Source organism: Mesorhizobium sp. Primo-A (assembly GCF_003997175.1).
Classification (GTDB): Bacteria; Pseudomonadota; Alphaproteobacteria; order Rhizobiales; family Rhizobiaceae; genus Mesorhizobium; species Mesorhizobium ciceri.
Map to the genome: position 1 here is coordinate 102,719 of NZ_RZTG01000015.1, position 21,019 is coordinate 123,737.

13 protein-coding genes are annotated in these 21,019 nt (G+C 63.5%); 9 read left to right on the forward strand and 4 right to left on the reverse strand.

Features of this window, described 5'->3' with window-relative positions:
• The first annotated feature begins 5 nt into the window (after positions 1-5).
• From EOC83_RS26200 to EOC83_RS26235, 8 genes are all read left to right on the forward strand, one after another.
• Entirely contained in the window at positions 6-1,334 is a 1,329-nt protein-coding gene (locus EOC83_RS26200) for an FMN-binding glutamate synthase family protein (RefSeq protein ID WP_063167615.1), read from the forward strand.
• 61 nt (positions 1,335-1,395) lie between these two features.
• On the forward strand, positions 1,396-2,703 hold the full coding sequence (glnT, locus tag EOC83_RS26205; RefSeq protein WP_063167614.1) for a type III glutamate--ammonia ligase: 1,308 nt from the start codon (positions 1,396-1,398) through the stop codon (positions 2,701-2,703).
• Between the two features lie 36 nt (positions 2,704-2,739).
• Positions 2,740-3,993, forward strand: a complete 1,254-nt coding sequence (locus EOC83_RS26210) for a sarcosine oxidase subunit beta family protein (RefSeq protein WP_013532907.1) — start codon at positions 2,740-2,742, stop codon at positions 3,991-3,993.
• A gap of 16 nt (positions 3,994-4,009) precedes the next feature.
• Positions 4,010-4,285 carry a sarcosine oxidase subunit delta family protein gene (locus EOC83_RS26215; protein ID WP_024502588.1) on the forward strand — a complete coding sequence of 92 codons (276 nt, stop codon included), beginning with the start codon at positions 4,010-4,012 and terminating at the stop codon, positions 4,283-4,285.
• Entirely contained in the window at positions 4,285-7,266 is a 2,982-nt protein-coding gene (locus EOC83_RS26220) for a sarcosine oxidase subunit alpha (protein WP_063167613.1), read from the forward strand. The genes EOC83_RS26215 and EOC83_RS26220 overlap by 1 nt, the downstream gene beginning before the upstream one ends.
• On the forward strand, positions 7,259-7,882 hold the full coding sequence (locus EOC83_RS26225; RefSeq protein WP_063170183.1) for a sarcosine oxidase subunit gamma: 624 nt from the start codon (positions 7,259-7,261) through the stop codon (positions 7,880-7,882). The genes EOC83_RS26220 and EOC83_RS26225 overlap by 8 nt, the downstream gene beginning before the upstream one ends.
• Positions 7,883-8,028: 146 nt before the next feature.
• Positions 8,029-10,398: an aminomethyltransferase family protein gene (locus EOC83_RS26230; RefSeq protein ID WP_063167612.1), complete on the forward strand. Its 2,370-nt coding sequence runs from the start codon at positions 8,029-8,031 to the stop codon at positions 10,396-10,398.
• Positions 10,399-10,787: 389 nt separating this feature from the next.
• Entirely contained in the window at positions 10,788-12,497 is a 1,710-nt protein-coding gene (locus EOC83_RS26235; protein WP_024502584.1) for an APC family permease, read from the forward strand.
• A 68-nt stretch (positions 12,498-12,565) separates the two neighbouring features.
• On the opposite strand, the gene EOC83_RS26240 is transcribed toward EOC83_RS26235, so the two are convergent.
• The 4 genes from EOC83_RS26240 to EOC83_RS26260 all read right to left on the reverse strand — a co-directional run bounded on the left by EOC83_RS26240 (position 12,566) and on the right by EOC83_RS26260 (position 19,819).
• Complete coding sequence (locus EOC83_RS26240; protein ID WP_013532913.1) at positions 12,566-15,712, reverse strand: efflux RND transporter permease subunit; 3,147 nt, start codon at positions 15,710-15,712, stop codon at positions 12,566-12,568.
• A gap of 199 nt (positions 15,713-15,911) precedes the next feature.
• A complete protein-coding gene (locus tag EOC83_RS26245) occupies positions 15,912-17,063 on the reverse strand; it encodes an efflux RND transporter periplasmic adaptor subunit (RefSeq protein ID WP_063167611.1) in 1,152 nt (383 codons plus the stop codon).
• A gap of 56 nt (positions 17,064-17,119) precedes the next feature.
• On the reverse strand, positions 17,120-17,725 hold the full coding sequence (locus EOC83_RS26250) for a TetR family transcriptional regulator (protein WP_013532915.1): 606 nt from the start codon (positions 17,723-17,725) through the stop codon (positions 17,120-17,122).
• 453 nt (positions 17,726-18,178) lie between these two features.
• Positions 18,179-19,819 carry an acyl-CoA synthetase gene (locus EOC83_RS26260; protein ID WP_063167610.1) on the reverse strand — a complete coding sequence of 547 codons (1,641 nt, stop codon included), beginning with the start codon at positions 19,817-19,819 and terminating at the stop codon, positions 18,179-18,181.
• Between the two features lie 190 nt (positions 19,820-20,009).
• On the opposite strand from EOC83_RS26260, the gene EOC83_RS26265 reads away from it, so the two are divergent.
• Positions 20,010-20,975 carry a sugar-binding transcriptional regulator gene (locus EOC83_RS26265; RefSeq protein WP_013532917.1) on the forward strand — a complete coding sequence of 322 codons (966 nt, stop codon included), beginning with the start codon at positions 20,010-20,012 and terminating at the stop codon, positions 20,973-20,975.
• The last annotated feature ends 44 nt before the right edge of the window (positions 20,976-21,019 follow it).

The window sequence follows — 21,019 nt, forward strand, 5'->3', positions numbered from 1 at the left end:
GCAGCATGACCTACAGGAACCCGCCGACGACGCCGCGCAAATCCGCGACCTTCGACGACTACACGCTTTCCGAGATCCGCCGTGCCGCGGCGACCGGCATCTATGACATCCGTGGCGCCGGCGCCAAGCGCAAGCTGCCGCATTTCGACGACCTACTGTTCCTCGGCGCCTCGATCTCGCGTTACCCGCTCGAAGGCTATCGCGAGCGCTGCGACACATCGGTCGTGCTCGGCTCTCGCCATGCCAAGAAGCCGATCGAGTTGAAGATTCCGATCACCATTGCCGGCATGAGCTTCGGCTCGCTGTCGGGTCCGGCCAAGGAAGCGCTCGGACGCGGCGCTACCCTGTCGGGCACCTCGACCACGACGGGCGACGGCGGCATGACCGAGGAGGAGCGCGGCCATTCCAAGCAACTGGTCTATCAATATCTGCCGTCGCGCTACGGCATGAACCTGCGCGATCTGCGCCGCGCCGATGCGATCGAGGTCGTCGTCGGCCAGGGCGCCAAGCCGGGTGGCGGCGGCATGCTGCTTGGCCAGAAGATTTCGGATCGTGTCGCCGAAATGCGCACGCTGCCGAAAGGCATCGACCAGCGCTCGGCCTCACGCCATCCCGACTGGACCGGACCCGACGATCTCGAGATCAAGATCCTCGAATTGCGCGAAATCACCGACTGGGAAAAACCGATCTACGTCAAGGTCGGCGGCGCGCGCCCCTATTATGACACGGCGCTTGCCGTGAAGGCCGGCGCCGATGTCGTTGTCGTCGACGGCATGCAGGGCGGCACCGCCGCCACCCAGGAAGTGTTCATCGAAAATGTCGGCCAGCCGACGCTTGCCTGCATCAGGCCGGCCGTGCAGGCGCTGCAGGACCTCGGCATGCACCGCAAGGTGCAGTTGATCGTCTCCGGCGGCATTCGCAACGGCGCCGATGTCGCCAAGGCGCTGGCGCTCGGCGTCGACGCGGTCTCGATCGGCACGGCGGCCCTTGTCGCGCTCGGCGACAACGATCCGCGCTGGGAGGCGGAGTACAACGAGCTTGGCACCACGGCCGGCGCCTATGACGATTGGCACGAGGGGCGCGACCCCGCCGGCATCACCACGCAGGATCCGGAACTGATGAAGCGGGTCGATCCGGTGACTGCCGGGCGCCGGCTGGCGAACTACCTCAAGGTGATGACGCTTGAGGCTCAAACGATCGCCCGCGCGTGCGGCAAGAACAGCCTGCACAATCTCGAACCCGAGGACCTGGTCGCGCTGACGATCGAGGCAGCCGCCATGGCCGGCGTGCCGCTGGCCGGCACCAACTGGATACCGGGGAAGAACGGCTTCTGATCAACGAAGGGCCGATTCCCGCATACTCGGGAACAACAATCGATAAAAATGGGGAACTACCGTGGCAACTGATCTTGCTGAATTCGCAAGGGCGAAAAACGTCAAATATTTCATGATTTCCTACACTGACCTGTTCAGTGGCCAGCGTGCCAAGCTGGTGCCGGCGCAGGCGATATCAGACATGCAGAAGGACGGCGCCGGCTTTGCCGGTTTCGCCACATGGCTGGACCTGACGCCGGCGCATCCCGACATGCTTGCGGTGCCGGATCCGGATTCGGTGATCCAGCTGCCGTGGAAGCCTGAGGTCGCCTGGGTGGCGGCCAACTGCATCATGGACGACAAGGAGGTCGACCAGGCGCCGCGCAACACACTGAAGCGGCTGATCGCGGAAGCCGCCAGCGACGGCATGCATGTCAAGACCGGCGTCGAGGCCGAGTTCTTCCTGATCTCGCCTGACGGCAAGACGATCTCCGACGAATACGACACGGCCTCAAAACCCTGCTACGACCAGCAAGCGGTGATGCGGCGCTACGACGTCATCGCCGAGATCTGCGACCACATGCTGGCGCTCGGCTGGGGCGCCTATCAGAACGACCATGAGGACGCCAACGGCCAGTTCGAGATGAACTGGGCCTTCGACGACGCGCTGGCGACCGCCGACAAGCACTCGTTCTTCAAATTCATGGTCAAGTCGATCGCGGAAAAGCATGGCCTGCGCGCGACCTTCATGCCGAAGCCCTTCCAGGGCCTGACCGGCAATGGCTGCCATGCGCATATCTCGGTCTGGGACAAGGCCGGCAAGACCAACGTCTTCGCCGACAATTCGATGGAGCTCGGCCTGTCGGCCAAGGGCAGGAATTTCCTCGGCGGCATCATGAAACATGCCTCCGCACTGGCCGCGATCACCAACCCGACGGTGAATTCCTACAAGCGCATCAACGCGCCGCGCACCATTTCGGGCGCGACCTGGGCACCGAACACGGTGACCTGGACCGGCAACAACCGCACCCACATGGTGCGGGTGCCCGGCCCCGGCCGCTTCGAGCTGCGGCTGCCGGATGGCGCCGCCAATCCCTATCTCCTGCAAGCGGTCATCATCGCCGCCGGCCTCGACGGCATTCGCTCGAAGGCCGATCCTGGCAAGCGCTACGACATCGACATGTACCAGCATGGCCATACGGTAAAGGGCGCGCCAAAACTGCCGCTCAACCTGCTCGACGCCTTGCGCGAGTTCGACAAGGACAAATCGCTCAAGGCGGCGCTGGGTGAGGATTTCTCGTCGGCCTACCTAAAGCTGAAGCACCAGGAATGGAATTCCTATGCTTCGCACTTCACGCAATGGGAGCGCGACCACACGCTGGATATTTGACCACCAGCGCGACGCGAGCGACCTCGGAATGAACTGATGAAATATTCGATCTTCTCGCTCGCTCGTGCCGCCCTGTCCGGCCACAAGAACTGGCAGCGCACCTGGCGCGACGCCACGCCGAAGGATCGCTACGACGTGGTGATCATCGGCGGCGGCGGGCACGGGCTGGCCACCGCCTGGTTCCTCGCCAGCGAGTACGGCATCAAGAATGTCGCCGTGCTCGAAAAAGGCTGGATCGGCTCCGGCAATGCCGGCCGCAACACCACCATCATCCGCTCCAATTACGGTCTGCCCGGCAACACCGGCTTCTACGAATTGTCGATGAAGCTGTGGGAGCGGATGGAGCAGGACCTCAACTACAATGCGATGGTCAGCCAGCGCGGCGTCATCAACCTCTACCATTCCGATGCGCAGCGCGACGCCTATGCGCGGCGCGGCAACACTATGCGCATCAACGGCATCGACGCCGAACTGCTCGACCTCGCTGCCGTCAGGAAGATGATCCCGTTCCTGAACTTCGACAATGCGCGCTTTCCCGTGCAAGGCGGGCTGTTGCAGCGGCGCGGCGGCACGGCGCGGCACGATGCGGTGGTCTGGGGCTATGCGCATGCGGCGAGCGAACTCGGCGTCGACATCATCCAGAATTGCGAAGTCACCGGTTTTGTCAGGGACGCCAATGGCAAGGTGACCGGCGTCGAGACGTCGCGCGGCAAGATCGGCGCCGGAAAGGTTGGCATGGCGGTCGCCGGCTCCTCGTCGCGCGTCGCAGCAATGGCCGGTCTGCGCCTGCCGATCGAGAGCCACGTGCTGCAGGCCTTCGTCTCCGAGGCGATCAAGCCGCTCATCCCGGGCGTCATGACCTTCGGCGCCGGCCATTTCTACGTCAGCCAGTCCGACAAGGGCGGCCTCGTCTTCGGCGGCGATATAGACGGCTACAATTCCTACGCCCAGCGCGGCAACATGCCTGTGATGGAAGACGTCTGCGAGGGCGGCATGGCGCTGATGCCGATGATCGGCCGCGTGCGCCTGCTGCGCCAGTGGGGCGGCATCATGGACATGTCGATGGATGGTTCACCGATCATCGACAAGACGCCCGTCGACGGGCTCTATCTCAACGCGGGCTGGTGCTATGGCGGCTTCAAGGCGACGCCAGGGTCCGGTTTTGTCTTTGCGCACCTCCTGGCTCGCGACGAGTCGCATGAAGAAGCGGCACGGTTCCGCCTAGACCGGTTCCGAACTGGCGCCATGATCGACGAAAAGGGCCAGGGCGCCCAACCGAACCTGCATTGAAGGCGGTTTAGAAGAAATGCGCATTGCCTGTCCTTTCTGCGGTGAACGCGAACTCGGCGAGTTCACCTATCTCGGCGACGCCAAGCCGGTGCGGCCCGAGGCCGGCGCCTCGGAAGACGAGGTCTTCGACTATGTCTATCTGCGCGACAATGTCGCCGGCGCGACCAGCGAATATTGGTACCATGGCGGTGGTTGCCGGGCTTGGCTGAAGGTCACCCGCAACACGCTGACGCACGAGATTTCCTCCATCGAACCGGCGGCTGGTGCCGGCGCTGCGAAGGTTGGTGCGTGATGGCCGGCGCGCAGACACACCGGCTCGGCAATCGCGGGCTTGTCGACCGCTCGGCACCGCTGAACTTCCGTTTCGACGGCAAGGCTTTCTCCGGCTTCCAGGGCGACACGCTCGCCTCGGCGCTGATCGCCAACGGCGTCAAGCTGGTCGGCCGCTCATTCAAATACCATCGCCCGCGCGGCATCCTGACTGCGGGCTCGGAAGAACCCAATGCGCTGGTTGAGCTGCGCACCGGGGCACGGCGCGAGCCGAACACCAAGGCGACGACGGCCGAACTCTATGACGGGCTCGAGGCCGCCAGCCAGAACCGTTGGCCGTCGCTGCGCCACGACGTGATGTCGGTCAACCAGCTGTTCGCGCCGATCTTCGTTGCCGGCTTCTACTACAAGACATTCATGTGGCCGGCGAAGTTCTGGGAAGCGATCTATGAGCCGGCGATCCGCCGCGCCGCAGGCCTTGGCCGTGCCGCCGGCCTTGCCGATCCCGACCACTACGACAAGGCATGGGCGCATTGCGACGTGCTGATCGCCGGCTCCGGCCCGGCTGGTCTGGCCGCGGCGTTGGCAGCCGGCCGCGCAGGCGCCCGCGTCATCCTGTGCGAGGAGGATTTTGTCCTCGGCGGCCGTCTGCTGTCGGATGGCGGAATGATCGACGGCGAACCTGCGGCCGAGTGGATTTCGCGGACGCTGGCTGAACTGGCTGGTATGCCCGACGTCCGCGTCATGACCCGCACGACGCTGTTCGGCGTCTACGATGGCGGCACCTATGGCGCCATTGAGCGGGTCAACGACCATTTGCCCTCGCCGCCCGAGCACCAGGTGCGCCAGCGCCTGTGGCGGATCGTGGCGAAGCGCTGCGTCGTGGCAGCCGGCGCCATCGAACGGCCGATCGTCTTTGCCGGCAACGACACGCCCGGCGTGATGATGGCCTCCGCCATGCGCACCTATGTCGCGCGCTACGCCGCTACACCGGCAAAGCGGATCGCACTTTTCACCAACAATGAGGACGGCTGGCGCACCGTCGAGACGGCGCTCGGTGCCGGCCTGCAGATAGCGGCGGTCATCGATGCACGGCCCGAAATATCGCCGGCGCATCGTTCGCTGGCCTCGAAGGGCGGCTTCCCGGTGCTGCACGGTTCCGTCAGTGGCATCGACGGCGGCAAGGATGGCGTCAGGAAAATCGCGGTGTCGCTGACCGGCGGCGCGCGCGCCGAGGTCGAAGCGGACGGGCTCGCCGTTTCCGGCGGCTGGAACCCGGCGGTCGGGCTGACCTCCTATCATCGCGGCCGGCCGAAATGGCGCAGCGACATCTCCGCCTTCGTGCCCGACGGCGCGCCTCCAGGCATGGTCGCCGCGGGTGCCGCCAATGGCGATTTCGGGCTCGGCGCCTGCCTGAGCCAGGGATTTGCCGCTGGCGCGGCAGCGGCCCGTGACACGGGGCACAATGGTACGGCGGGCGCCGCGCCTGCCGCCGATGACGAGGCTTTTTCGCTGACGCCGCTCTGGCATGTCGCCGGCAAGGGCAAAGCCTTTGTCGACCAGCAACACGACGTCACCGCGTCCGACATCGAGCTGGCGCAGCGCGAGGGTTTTGAATCGGTCGAGCATCTGAAGCGCTACACCACGCTCGGCATGGCGACCGACCAGGGCAAGACCTCGAATGTCGCCGGCCTCGCCATCATGGCTGCGGTCAGCGGCCGTTCGATCCCCGAGACCGGGACAACGATCTACCGGCCGCCTTACGTGCCCGTCGCCATCGGCGCCTTCGCCGGCCATCACCGCGACGAGACTTTCCATGCGACGCGGCTGACGCCGTCGCATCACTGGGCCGTGGAACAAGGTGCTGTCTTCGTCGACACCGGCCTGTGGAAGCGGGCGCAGTGGTACCCCCGCGCGGGCGAGAAGGACTGGCTGGAATCGGTGACGCGCGAGGTCAAGGCGGTGCGCTCAGGCGTCGGATTCTGCGATGTCTCGACGCTCGGCAAGATCGACGTGCACGGTCCGGATGCCGGCGCCTTCCTCGACCGCGTCTACATCAACACCTTCTCCAGTCTTGCAGTGGGCAAGGCGCGCTACGGTCTGATGCTGCGCGAGGACGGCATCGTCTATGACGACGGCACCACGTCGCGGCTGGCCGAAGACCACTATTTTCTCACCACCACCACGGCCAAGGCCGGTCTGGTGATGCAGCATCTCGAATTCTGCCGCCAGGTGCTGTTCCCGGAGCTCGACGTGCAGCTCACTTCCGTCTCCGACCAGTGGGCGCAGTTCTCGATCGCCGGACCGAGCGCGCGGGAGTTGCTGAAACAGATCGTTGATGAGTCCGAGGACCTTTCCAACGAAGGCTTTCCGTTCATGGGCGCGCGCGAAGTGACGTTGCGCGGCGGCCTCAAGGCGCGGCTGTTCCGCATCTCGTTCTCCGGCGAAATGGCCTTCGAGATCTCGGTACCGGCACGCTTCGGTGATGCGATGGCACGCAATCTGATGCTGGCCGGCGCGCCATTCGGCGTGACGCCTTACGGCACCGAGGCGCTCGGCGTCATGCGCGTCGAAAAGGGCCACATCGCCGGACCGGAACTGAGCGGCACGACGACAGCGGCCGATCTTGGTCTGGGCAAGATGATGTCGACCAAGAAAGACTATATCGGCCGCGTCATGGCCGGACGCGAGGCGCTGGTAGCCCCAGATCGCCAGGTCGTCGTCGGCATCAAGCCGACGGACGAGACACGCCGGTTGCGCTCCGGCGCACACATCATCCCGAAGGGGCAGACGCCCGGCCCCGGCAACGACCAGGGCTATGTCACCTCGGTCTGCTTCTCGCCGACGTTGGATCAGTGGATCGGGCTCGCGCTTGTCGAACGCGGCCGCGAACGCATCGGCGAGATCGTGCACGCGCATGATCCATTGCGCGGCGAAGACTATGACGTCGAACTCTGCAATCCCGTCTTCTACGACCCGGATGGAGGGCGCCAGCGTGGTTGAGTTTTCCTGGGTTTCTCGCAGCCCACTCGAGCATGCGCTTGTCACCGGTACAGATGGCGCACGCGGTATCGAGGCCGGCATTTCGCTGACCGAGATCCGCAATTTTGATCTGATCCAGGGGATGGCGCGGCGCGGCCAGGCGGCCGAGCTGGGACAAGCCGCCAAGGCTCGGTTTGGTGTTGCTGTCCCTGATGCGCCGAAGGCGGTGCGGACTTCGGACGCAACGCTGATCTGGTCGGGACCGGACCAGTTCTTCGTGCTGTCGAAGGGCGGCAAGCACACGATGCAGACGCTGGAGCCCGCATTGTCCGGCTCGCTGTCGGACCAGTCGCATGCGCGGGTTCTGGTCAGCATCTCCGGCGCCAAGGCGCGGACAATGCTGGCGAAACTGTCGTCGATCGATTTGCATCCCGATTCGTTTCCGGTTGGCGCCGCCGCCGCGACGTCGATGGATCACACCAGCGTCACGCTCTGGCGCGACAGTGATCGGACGGATGGGCAGGCGGTGTTCAACGTTCTGATGTTTGCGACGTTTGCCGAGAGCCTTTGGCATACGATGCTGGATTCGGGCGCGGAGTACGGCGTCGACATCAACCATACAGAGAGACTGGCTTAGCCTTGGCTAGTCTTCCCTTCTCCCACAACAAGGGGAGAAGGCAAAGCGCGCCACCTCCGCCTTGCCAAACCCAACCGCACTGCTATTCTTGCTGCTAAAATAATTTCACGCACAGGCAAACTTGTTTCTCGAACCGCAAGGCTGAGATGAGCCAGTCGCCCTACCCCGCAATTGCTGCCGGACCGCCCAAGCCTAGCCTCATCCTGAGGCCGGGCCAGATCGCGCTGCCGCCGGGCATGGAGCGTTATACGATCCAGGGCAACGGCGCGGTGCTGATCGACATCGAGGCCGGCGACGCGATCACCGTGCGCAATGTCGAAGGCGGCCAGGCCTGCGAACTTCTGGCCTGGGACAGGACCGGCGCGACCGATCCCGGCATTTTTGGTGAAGCATCGAACAGCAACGCTGCCGGCATCAAAGCGCTGCTCATAGAGGGCGACGACAGTCTCGCATCCCTGCGGAGCGGGCTCGCCCGCCGGCAGGTGCAGCTTGACCACGCCAGGGCGGTGCGGGTGTTCGGCGTCACGACACCGGCCGGCACCGAGCAGGCTTTCACCGTCGCACGCGATGGTGCGGTGCTGATTGCCGCCCCCGGCGGGCCGATGCTGGTCGATGGTCATGACACGGCGACACCGCTGACCGTCTTCGTTCGCCGCGCCACGATCCGCCCGGCGGCGAAATCGGTATTGGCTGATCCGCTTGCCGACCCGGTGCTCGATTTGCGCGTCCATTCGGCGACCGCGGAGGCCTATTTCGTTGGGGCTGGCGACTATCTGCAGATCATCGATGTCGACGGGCGCCAATGCACCGATTTCCAGTGCTTTTCGGCGCGCAAGCTGGACAGGGGACTGGATCATCCGCTCGACGTGACGACGACGCGCACGCTCATGGGTGCGAGCTACCCGATGCCCGGCCTGCATTCCAAATACTATGACCAGGACATGGAGCCGCTGGTCGAGGTGGTGCAGGACACATGCGGCCGGCACGACGCCTTCGCGCTCGCCTGCGCCGCCAAATATTACGACGACATCGGCTATCCCGGACACACCAACTGTTCGGAGAATTTCAACGGCGCTCTGGCCGGCAAGGGCGTCAATCCCCGCGCGGGCTGGATGGCGATCAACTTCTTCTTCAACACGGCGATCGACGCGCATGGCGTCATGGTGTCCGACGAGCCGTGGTCGCGGGCGGGCGACTATGTGCTGCTCAGGGCGCTCACCGACATCGTTTGCGTTTCCTCCGCCTGCCCCGACGACACGACGCCGGCCAATGGCTGGAACCCGACCGACATCCATGTGCGGACCTATTCCGGCCAGCACAAATTCTCGCGAGCGATCGCCAGACGCATGACGCCCGATTCGGAACCGAAAATGACCCGCGAGACCGCTTTTCATTCGAGCTTTGCCAAGCACACCCGCAACTTTCAGGAGTACAAGGGCTATTGGCTCGCCAATTCCTTCGCCAAGGACGGGCCGATCGCCGAATACTGGGCCTGCCGCCAAGACGCGGTGATCATGGACCTGTCGCCGCTGCGCAAGTTCGAGGTCACCGGCCCGGATTCCGAAGCGCTGCTGCAATACACGCTGACCCGCGACGTCAAGAAGCTTGGCGTTGGCCAGGTGGTCTATTCGGCCATGTGCTACGAGCATGGCGGCATGATTGATGACGGCACCCTGCTGCGGCTGGGCAAGGACAATTTCCGCTGGGTCGGCGGCGACGATCTGTCTGGCGAGTGGCTGCGCGAGACGGCGACAAAACTCGGCCTCAATGTCCTTGTGCGTTCCTCCACCGACCAGATGCACAATGTCGCCGTGCAGGGACCGAAGAGCCGCGACATCCTCAGGGAGGTGATCTGGACCTCGCCGCTGCAGCCGTCGATCGACGAACTCGAATGGTTCCGCTTCGCCGTCGCCCGCATTGGTGGCGGCAACGGCATTCCGGTCGTCGTCTCGCGCACCGGCTATACCGGCGAGCTCGGCTACGAGATCTGGTGCCATCCGCGCGACGCCGAAAAAGTCTTCGACGCCATCTGGGAAGCCGGCCAGCCTCACGGGCTGAAGCCGATGGGACTGCAGGCGCTGGACATGGTGCGCATCGAGGCCGGGTTGATCTTCGCCGGATACGAATTTTCCGACCAGACCGATCCGTTCGAGGCCGGCATCGGCTTCACCGTGCCGCTGAAGAGCAAGACCGACGATTTCGTCGGCCGCGAGGCGCTGATCCGCCGCAAGGAGCACCCGCAGACGAAGCTGGTCGGTCTCGACATCGACGCCAATGTCGACGTCGGCCATGGCGATTGCGTGCATGTCGGCCGTGCCCAGATCGGCGTGGTCACGTCAGGCATGCGCTCGCCGGTGCTGAACAAGACCATCGCGCTGGCCAGGCTCGATGTCACCCATTCGGCTGTCGGTACCGAGGTCGAGATCGGCAAGCTCGACGGCCATGCCAAGCGGCTGCCGGCGCGAGTCGTCGCCTTCGCCCACTACGATCCGCAAAAGACCAAACCGCGTTCCTGACGGCCCTTCCCTCCCAAGACAGTGAGGCCGTGCTGCAGTTCGTGATAGGAATTTTTTCTTGACCTGCTGAGGGCAGCTATGCTACATATTCGTCCATGGTGCTGATTTGCGCCGCGACCCGCCTCCGGCGGGTTTTCGCTTCCTGACCCTTGGTCCTTTTCCGAACAATCCCACCGCGGCAGTGTGAAGCCGACATGTTTCGCAAGCGTGATGTGCACGGCGCGACAAATCGCTTGACCTGAAAGCGCGCCGGATCAATCTTCACTGTTAAGAAAAAAATGCGACTGAGTGGAAACACCGACAGCCGCCCAAAGCATGCGTCGATGATGAAGCCTCGCGAAGTCGCGGCCGTCACGAACGGGGAACATCAAAATGGGGAACAAAGACATATGAGCACGATAACGACTGTCCTGGAGCCGCTTGCCGAAGGCAAGTTGCACCGAAATATCGACTGGCGCGGCGCCTTCTGGGTGGCGAGCGGCGTGCCGGCCCTGGTCCTGTTCTCGATCGGCGGCATTGCCGGCACGACCGGCACGCTGGCCTTCGCGATCTGGATCTTCTCCATGATCATGGGCTTCCTGCAATCCTTCACCTATGCCGAAATCGCCGGCCTGTTTCCGAACAAGTCGGGCGGCGCGTCGATCTACGGCGCCACCGCCTGGCTGCGCTATTCCAAGTTCATCGCGCCGCTGTCTGTCTGGTGCAACTGGTTCGCCTGGTCGCCGGTGCTGTCGCTCGGCTGCTCGATCGCCGCCGCCTACATCCTCAACGCGCTGGCGCCAGTGCCGCTGTTCACCGAAACCTCACCCGATGTCGTCGCCTATATCGCCGCGCATGCCGGGACGAGTGCCGCCGACGCCATCACAGCGGTGACCGCGGCGGCGACGCCGGCAATCCGCAACTGGACGCTTTACAGCCACACGCTGGGACCGGTCTCGTTCACCTTCAACGCGACCTTCTTTATCGGCGCAGTGCTGATGCTGATCATCTTTGCGATCCAGCATCGCGGCATTCTCGGCACCGCCAATGTGCAGAAATATATCGGCCTCTTGGTCATCGTCCCGATGCTGATCGTCGGCGTGGTGCCGATCGTCACCGGCCAGATCAACTGGGCGAATTTTTCGCCGCTGGTGCCGCTGGCCGCAGCCTACGCGCCCGAGCCCGGTGCCTGGAACATCGCCGGCTGGACGCTGGTGCTTGGTGGTATGTTCATCGCCGCCTGGTCGACCTACGGCTTCGAGACCGCCGTCTGCTACACATCCGAGTTCAAGAACCCCGGCACCGACACGTTCAAGGCGATTTTCTATTCCGGCCTTCTGTGCATGCTGCTGTTCATCCTGGTGCCGTTCACCTTCCAGGGCGTGCTTGGCCTCAACGGTATGCTGGCGACGCCGATCGTCGACGGCTCCGGGGTCGCCGACGCGCTGGCCGGCATGGTCGGCGGCGGCGCGCTAGTCCACAGCCTGTTGGTGATGCTGATGATCCTGGCGCTGGTGCTGTGCATCATGACGGCCATGGCCGGCTCTTCGCGTACGCTCTACCAGGGCTCGGTCGACGGCTGGCTGCCGCGCTATCTCAGCCATGTCAACGAACATGGTGCGCCGACACGGGCAATGTGGACCGATCTCGTCTTCAACCTGATCGTGCTGGCCATCGCCTCGGCCGACGCGACGAGCTTCTTCTTCATCCTCGCCGTGTCGAATTGCGGTTACATCATCTTCAACTTCCTCAACCTCAACGCCGGCTGGATCCACCGCATCGACAACGGCCATATCGCACGGCCCTGGAAGGCGCCGAGCTGGCTGCTCGGGATCGGGGCGATCTTCGCCTATGTCAACGCGATCTTCATGGGCGCCGGTGCCAAGGTATGGAACCCGATGGCGCTGTGGGCCGGCCTGATCACGGCAGCGCTGATCATCCCGGTGTTCTGCTTCCGACACTACATTCAGGACAAGGGCAAGTTCCCCGACCACATGCTGGCCGATCTCGGCATGACGGGGGCCGACCTCTCGGTCAAAAAGGCGGGCATGCTGCCCTATCTGACGCTGGTCGCCGGCGTGGTGGTGATGCTGCTCGCCAACTGGTTCTTCGTCATCTGACCTCATAAAAATAAAAAGGATCGGGCGCGCTTCGGCGCGCCCGATCCTTTTCGACTGGCGTGATCGATCTATTCGGCGGCCAGCGCCAATTGCGGCTTTTCGGCTTCCTGGCTCAGTTCCAGATCGTCCGTCCGTCCCTCCGCCCCGCGCTTTTTCGGCTCCCGGCCGAAGAACAGGGCGTAACCGGCCGGCAGGACCAGGATGGTCAGCACCGTGGCAACCAGGATGCCGCCCATCATGGCGTAGGCGAGCGGACCCCAGAAGACGCCGCGCGAGATCGGGATCAGCGCCAGCACCGCCGTCAGCGCCGTCAGCGTGATCGGCCGGAAACGGCGAACGGCCGAACCGATGATGGCCTCGTAGCGGTCCATGCCCGCGGCGATGTCCTGGTCGATCTGGTCGACCAGGATGATCGAGTTGCGCATGATGATGCCGAGCAGCGCGATGACGCCGAGAATGGCGACGAAGCCGAACGGCGCACCGCTGATCAGGAGTGCCGCGGCAGCACCGATAATGCCAAGCGGACCGGTCGCCAGCACCAGCATCGCCTTGCCGAAGTTCTGCAGCTGGATCATCAAAAGCACGACAATGACGGCCAGCATGATCGGTGCCTTGGCGGCGATCGAAGCCTGGCTTTCCGCCGAATCCTCCGCACCGCCCTGGATTTCGATCTTGTAACCGGGCGCCAGACCCGCACGCAGGTCCTTCATGTCGTTGTACATCTTGGTGACGACGTCGTTGGACTGCACGCCGTCGGGCAAGGTGGCGCGCACGCTGATGGTCGGCAGGCGGTCGCGGCGCCATTCGATGCCTTGCTCCAGCACCGGCACCACCTTGGCCACCTGCGACAGCGGCACGAAACCGCCGAAGTCGGTCGGGATATAGACCGAGTCGACCGAGGACAGCAGGCTGCGGCTGGCATTCGGCTCGCGGGCGACGATGGACACCGTCTCCTCGCCGTCGCGGAAGTCGTCGAGCGGCGCGCCGGACATCGTCGCCTGCAGCATCTGGCGGATGCGCTGCGAGGTAACGCCGAGTGCGCGGGCACGATCCTGGTCGATGACCAGCTTCATCGCCGGAACCGGCTCCAGCCAGTCATCATGCACGGCGCCAAGCAGCGGATCTTCACGGAACTTCGCCTTCACCTGGTCGGCGATGCGGCGCACCTCCTGGCGATCCGGCCCCATGACGCGCATCTGCACCGGCCAGCCGGTCGGCGGACCGAGGAACAGACGATCGACCTTGGCACGGATGGACGGGAAGTCTTGCGCCAGAACGGTGCGCAACTTGACGATCAGACGCTCGCGAGCCGGTTCGTCATTGGCCATGACGAGCAACTGGGCAAAGTTGGGGTTGCTCAGCTGCTGGTCGAGCGGCAGGAAGAAGCGCGGCGCGCCCTCGCCGATATAGGTGGCGATGAAACGCTTGTCCTTGTCGTCCATCATCTTGGTCTCGAGCGCCTTGGCCTGCGCCTCGACTTCCTTGATGCTGGTGCCTTCCGGCAGCCAAAGGTCGACGAGGATTTCCGGCCGCGACGATTGCGGGAAGAAGTTCTGCGGAATGAACTGGAAAGCCCACAGGCTGGTGCCGAAGGTGACCAGCGTCATCACCAGGACGATGATGCGATGGCGCACGGCCCAGCTGACGGTGGCACGAAGCCGGCGGTAGAAACGCGTGTCGAAGACATCGTGATGGCTGCCGGCATGCTTGCGCTGCTTGAGGATCATGTTGCCGAGCCATGGCGTGAAATAGACCGCGACGAACCAGGAGACGATCAGCGCGATGCCGACGACATAAAACAGCGTGCGGACATATTCGCCGGCGGTCGAGGCCGCGAAGCCGACCGGAATAAAGCCGGCCGTGGTGATCAGCGTGCCGGTCAGCATCGGGAAGGCGGTCGAGGAATAGGCGAAGCTCGCCGCCTCGACCTTGACCATTCCCTCCTCCAGCTTGCGCTCCATCATCTCGACGACGATCATCGCGTCGTCGACCAGAAGACCGAGCGCGATGATCAGCGCGCCGAGCGAGATGCGCTGCAGGTCGATGCCGAGCTCGTACATGATGGCGAAGGTCGCGGCCAGCACCAGCGGGATGGCGATGGCGATGACCAGGCCGGAACGCCAACCGATCGACAGGAACGAGACCACGAGCACGATCAGCAACGCTTCGCCAAGCGCATGCATGAACTCCGCCACCGCATCGGTGACGACGCCCGGCTGGTCGGAGATCTGGTCGACCGCAACGCCGTAGGGCAGCGCCTCTTCGAAGCGCTTGTAGGTGGCCTCGACATCCTTGCCGACATCGGTAACCTTGAAGCCCTTGGCCATGACGACGCCCAACTGCACGCTGTCGTGACCGTTGAAGCGGTACTTTCGCTGGAACGGATCCTGCAACCCCGAACTCACCGTGGCGATGTCGCCCAGCCTCGTGACCTGACCGCCGGCGCGCAGGCGCAGGTTCCTGATATCCTCGACCTTGCCGACATCGCCCTCGACGGAAATGCGCACCGAGTTGGTGCCGGTATCGACGGAGCCGGCCGGGTCGACATTGTTCTGTCCCTTGATCGCATTCTGCAGATCGGTCAGCGTCAGGCCCCGTTCGGCCAGGGCCTTGGACGAGACGTCGATATAGAGCTTTTCAGGCTGGTCGCCGATGATAACGGCTTTTTCGACGCCGGGCGTCGTCAAAAGCATGTCGCGCGCCTGGATGGCGAACTTCTTCAGCTCGGGATAGCTGAAGCCGTCGCCGCTGATCGAATGCAGGGTGATAAAGGTGTCGCCGAATTCGTCGTTGAAATAGGGGCCGAGCAGACCTTGTGGCAAGTCACCGGCAATGTCACCGACCTTCTTGCGCACCTGGTAGAACGCGTCGGTCACCTCGGCGGTGTTGGTGTCGCCCTTGATCTGCACGGTGATGATGGCGCTGCCGGCGCGGGTGAAGGAGCGCACGAAATCGAGATGCGGCGTCTCCTGCAGCTTGCGTTCGATCTTGTTGACGACCTGGTCTTCCATCTCCTGGATCGAGGAGCCCGGCCAGATCGCCTGGACGACCATGACCCGGAAGGTGAAATCGGGATCTTCCTTCTGGCCCATGCGCATCAGGCCGAGCGCGCCGGAAATGATGATCAGGCCGAACAGGAACCGCGCAATGGCGGGATGGCCGATTGCCCAGCGCGACAGGTTGAAGGGCCGCTTCTCTTCCGTGGAATTGGTCATCGACGCTGGTCCATCTATCTAGCGCAACAAAATCGAGGGTTCGTAGTGGCTTCCGGGCGGCAAGGCTCTCCCAGCGGAGAAGCACTCATCGCGGTGGGACGCGAAATCGATGTGGGGGTTACATCAATCGAGCGTCTCGGTCGGGCGCCTGCCGCCCGGAAACCAGCGGCTGCGGGAACGCGCAGCCGGTTGTCTGTCGTCAGCGCACCTGCTTGGCGTCGCCGTCCGCCGCGGATGCCGATTGCAGCGCCGTATCACCGGCGAGCTTCACCTTGAGGTTCTCGGTCATGAATTGCGTGCCGGCGGCGACCACGACATCGCCGGGTTTCAAACCCTCCGCGACACGCACGCCATCGGCGGCGAACTCGGCAACCTTGATCGGACGAGCATGAACGGTGTCGGCGCCACGATCGACGGTCCAGACGATCGATTGGGTGCCTTGCTCGGCCAGTGCGCTCAGGGGGATCGAGACCAGCTGCCGCTCATTGGCCGCCGTGGCTTCGATGCTGGCGGTCATGCCGAGCAGCACACGCGGATCGTTGGGCAGGCTGACGCGGACGGCAAAGGTGCGTGATTGCGGATCGGCGCTGCCGGCGACTTCGCGGACCTTGCCGTCGAGCGCCAGCGCATCGTCGGACCAGAAGCCCGCCTTGACCGCCTTGCCCGGCTTGAATTCGGCGATTTCCATTTCGGGGACGGCGATCAGCACTTCCTTTTCGCCGTCGACAGCGACAGTGACAACCGGCGTGCCGGAACCGACCACCTGGCCAACGTCGGCGCTGACCGTGGTGACGATGCCATCCCTGTCGGCCTTGAGATCGGTATAACCGACCTGGTTCTTCGCCTGAGCCAGTGTCGAAAGGGCGGAATCACGGGTGGCGACCGCTTGGTCATAGGTCAAGGTCGCCTGTTCGAGCTGTGATTTCGGGGCAAAATTCTTGGCAAAAAGCTGCTCGGCACGCTTGCGGGCGAGTTCCACGGTCTCGACCTGCCGCTCGGCGGCATCGAGCGCTGCCTGCGCGCTCTTGACCGAAAGGTCGTAGTCAATGGGATCGATGCGGGCGAGCACATCGCCCGAGGCCACATGCTGGCCGATATCGACGAGGCGCTCGGTGATCTTGCCATTGACGCGGAATGCCAGAGCGCTCTCGGTGCGGGCCCTCACCGACCCGGAATAGGAGAGCGTGCGGGTGTCATGTACCTTCGCGATCTCGACAACCTTGACCGGGCGGATGATATCCTTGACTTCGGTTTTTTCCTGGCTGCAGCCGGCAAGCCCGAGAGTGGCGGTGACAAGCAGCACCGGGCCTACAGCGGGCAACCTGCCGATGATTGAACTGAACGAAGACACGCGCGTACTCCCGAAATGGAGATGAATCGTTGAAACCGGCGCCCGGCGGGCGGAGGCTACTTCAAGGCCTTGATTGCATAGTCGACGAGGTCGTCAGGCATTGCCCGGTTGGTCTTGGCAAGGCATTGCGCCACCATCTGCGGATGACACAGGATGACGGTCGCGGCGCCGAAACAGCGAGACGCGATAACCGGATCCTGTTTTCTGAACTCACCGGCCTCGATCCCGTCACGAATGATTTCCGCGAACAGGTCGTGAATGCTGTCGACATGCTTGTCGATCACACCCCAATCCCGTTCGAGGGCGACGATGACCATCTCGTGGACCTTCTGGTCGTCGAGCATGACCTCCATCGTCATCTTGTATTGCGCATGCACGTAGCGCCGGAGCCGCTCCTCGGCGCTGATCGGCAGGCGCGAAATCTCGTAGGCCATCTTGTAGCTGGCGCCGAGCATCCGGCCGCAGACGGCCTGGTGGATTTCGACCTTGGAGGCGAAGAAACGGTAGATGTTGGCCGGCGACATGCCGAGCTCACGCGCAATGTCGGCGACATTGGTCTTGCCGTAGCCATAGTGCCGGAACAGGCGCTCGGCGCAATCGAGAATGCGCGTTACATTTTCCTGTCGGGCGGCTTCGGCGACTATGGTGGCGGCTTCGGACATGATCCTCTATCGATTTACGAGTGACGAATTTTGATTTTCATCACTCGTAAATCGAAAAGAAGGACCTGTCAATGCGGATTCGGTATACACGTACGAATGGTGACAGATGGTGACAGTGAGAAGGTGGAATCGACGATCGCCGTTAGCGGCTGGCCCTGATGAATTCGTCATCCTAGGGCGAAGCAAGGAGCGAAGCGACGCGGCGCAGACCCTAGGATCCATGCCGCGACGTTGGTCAAAGAGTGCGACGGATCAACAGGTTTACACCGGTCAGCGAGCTGTAGCCTGCAGCCGCCATTCTCGACTGTCGGAGCTCGGCCGCAAGGTGACGGCATGGATCCCTTGGGCTGCGGAGCAGCTCCAGGGTTTCCGCGACGTCGCTCGCGACTGCTACACCCTAGGATGACGAAGCCCGCGACAAATTGTCGAGGCGAAGCATGGGTGGCGATGCAGCTAAGCCCCCTTGGCCATCTCGCGTAGCCGGAATTTCTGGATCTTGCCGGTCGAGGTTTTCGGGATTTCGGCGAAGATGACCGCCTTCGGCACTTTGAACCGGGCAAGCAGCGCGCGGCAGTGATCGATGATCTCGGCTTCGGTCGCGACCTTGCCGGGTTTCAGCTCGACATAGGCAACAGGCACTTCGCCCCATTTGTCGTCGGGCCTGGCGACGACGCCGCAAGAGGCAACCGACGGGTGCTTGTAGAGCGCGTCCTCGACCTCGATAGAGGAAATGTTCTCGCCACCGGAGATGATGATGTCCTTGGAGCGGTCCTTGAGCTGGATGTAGCCATCGGGGTGCATGACGCCGAGATCGCCGGAATGGAACCAGCCGCCGGCGAAGGCTTCGTCGCTCGCCTTGCGGTTTTTCAGGTAGCCTTTCATGACGATGTTGCCGCGGAACATGACCTCGCCGATTGTCTCGCCGTCGGCCGGTGTCGTCCGCATCGTCTCGGGGTCCATGACCGTCAGGCCTTCGAGCGCTGCATAGCGCACGCCCTGCCGCGCCTTCCTGGCGCTGCGCTCGCCCTTTTCGAGATCATCCCAGGCGCCGTGCCATTCGTTGACGACCGCCGGGCCATAGGTCTCGGTCAGGCCGTAGAGATGGGTGACGGCAAAGCCGGCATCCGCCATCCCCGACAGCACGGCTTCCGGCGGGGGTGCTGCAGCCGTGTTGAAAGTGACCGTCTGCGGAAATGCGCGCTTGTCCTCGTCCCTGGCATTGATCAGCACCGACATGACGACCGGCGCGCCGCACAGATGGGTGACGCCCTGATCGGCGATCGCATCGTAGATCGGCTTCGGCCGCACCCAGCGCAGACAGACATGGGTGCCGGCCTGGACGGCGAGCGTCCAGGGAAAGCACCAGCCATTGCAGTGGAACATCGGCAGCGTCCACAAATAGACCGCGTGCTTGGCCATGCCGGCATGGATGGTGTTGGTGTAGGCCATCAGGGCCGCACCGCGATGGTGGTAGACGACGCCCTTCGGATTGCCCGTCGTTCCGGACGTGTAGTTGAGCGAAATCGCATCCCACTCGTCGTCGGGCATCGACCAGGCGAAGTCCGCGTCGCCGCCTGCGACAAATGCCTCATAGTCCAGTGAGCCTACCCGCTCGCCCTTTGGGTACGGCGCGTCGGCGGCGTATTCGGGATCGTCATAGTCGATGACCAGCGGCTTGACCCTGGCCAGTTCCAGGGCCTGCTTGACGACGCCGGAGAATTCGCGGTCGACGATCAGCAGCTTGGTCTCGGCATGATCGAGTTGGAAAGCGATGACCGCCGCATCGAGGCGGGTGTTGAGCGAATGCAGCACCGCCTTGGTCATCGGCACGCCGAAATGCGCCTCCAGCATCGGCGGCGTGTTTGACAGCATGACGGTGACGGTGTCGCCCTTGCCGATGCCGCGCTTCTGAAGGGCCGAGGCAAGCTTCAGCGACCGCTGCCAGAAAGTGCGATAGTCGATGCGCTGGCGGCCATGGATGATGGCGATATGGTCGGGATAGGTCTTGGCCGCGCGCTCCAGATAGGTGAGCGGCGTCAGCGGCTGATGGTTGGCCGCGTTCTTGTCGAGATCCTGTTCGTAAGGATTGCCCATCCCATGCTCCCCGCGATTTTCTTTCAGACGTTCTAATCACAGGCTCGGGCCGCGTCACCACAAACGATGCCACGACAGAGCGCATTCGGCACAATGATGAACCAGATTCGGCGCAAGCGGGAGCATCGCATACCTCTGCCCAGTTTGACTTTTGTCGAGAGCCGTGAATAATGTCAGCTGAGGAGACGGCATGGCGATCCGACCGGCAGAACAACTCATCCACAAGGCCGCCTGGCTCTACTATGCCCATGGCCTGCGGCAGGACCAGGTGGCGAGCCAGCTTAACATTTCCCGTGCCTCGGTCGCCATGTACCTGCGCAAGGCGCGCGAGACCGGCATCGTCAACATCTCGACTTCGACCCAGCTTTTCACCGACGACGTGCTGGCGCGCAAGCTCGAGGATGCGCTGAGCCTCGACGCCGTCTGGATCGCGCCGGAGAATGATCATATTGCCGACCCGTCGACGGAAATCGCCGTGCTGGCGGCGAGCGTCTTTCTCGAACTGGTCAAGAAGGGCGACCGCATCGGCGTCGCCTGGGGCCGCACCGTCTATATGATTGCCGACGTCATGTCCTATGCCGACCTGCAGGATGTCACGGTGGTGCAGCTCTGCGGCAATCTCGGCGCGCCCTATTCCTATCGCCCCGACCAATGCACTATGGAAATCGCGCGGCGGCTCAACGCCAAAGGGCTCAATTTCTACGCGCCGCTGGTGCTGTCTACGGAAGAACTTGCGCGTGCGCTGCGTGCCGAGCCGGTGATCCGGGAACAATTGTCGGGTGTCGGCGAATGCGACCTGGCGTTATACTCGGTCGGCGCGGTCGACGCCGACAGCCATCTGGTCAAATGCGGCGCGCTGACGCCAAGCGAAATGGCGGATCTGCGCAGCCAAGGCGCTGCCGGCGTGATTGCCGGGCAGATCATAGACGCCGAGGGCAAGGTGCTCGACTGCAGTTATAACAGGCGGGTGATCTCCGCCGAGCTTGCCTCGCTGCGCGCCATCGCCAGGCGGTTGGTGGTGGTGCAGGAGGACAGCAAGTTCGAACCGCTGCTCGCGGCGATCGCCGGCGGCCTTTGCACGCATCTGGTGGTCGGCGCACACATGGCGCAGCGGCTCCTGGATCATGCGGCTGCCACGACAGAAAAGGCCTCCTAGGAAATCCCCTCTCCGTCGCCGGCGCATTGTCATCAAAGCGTCGC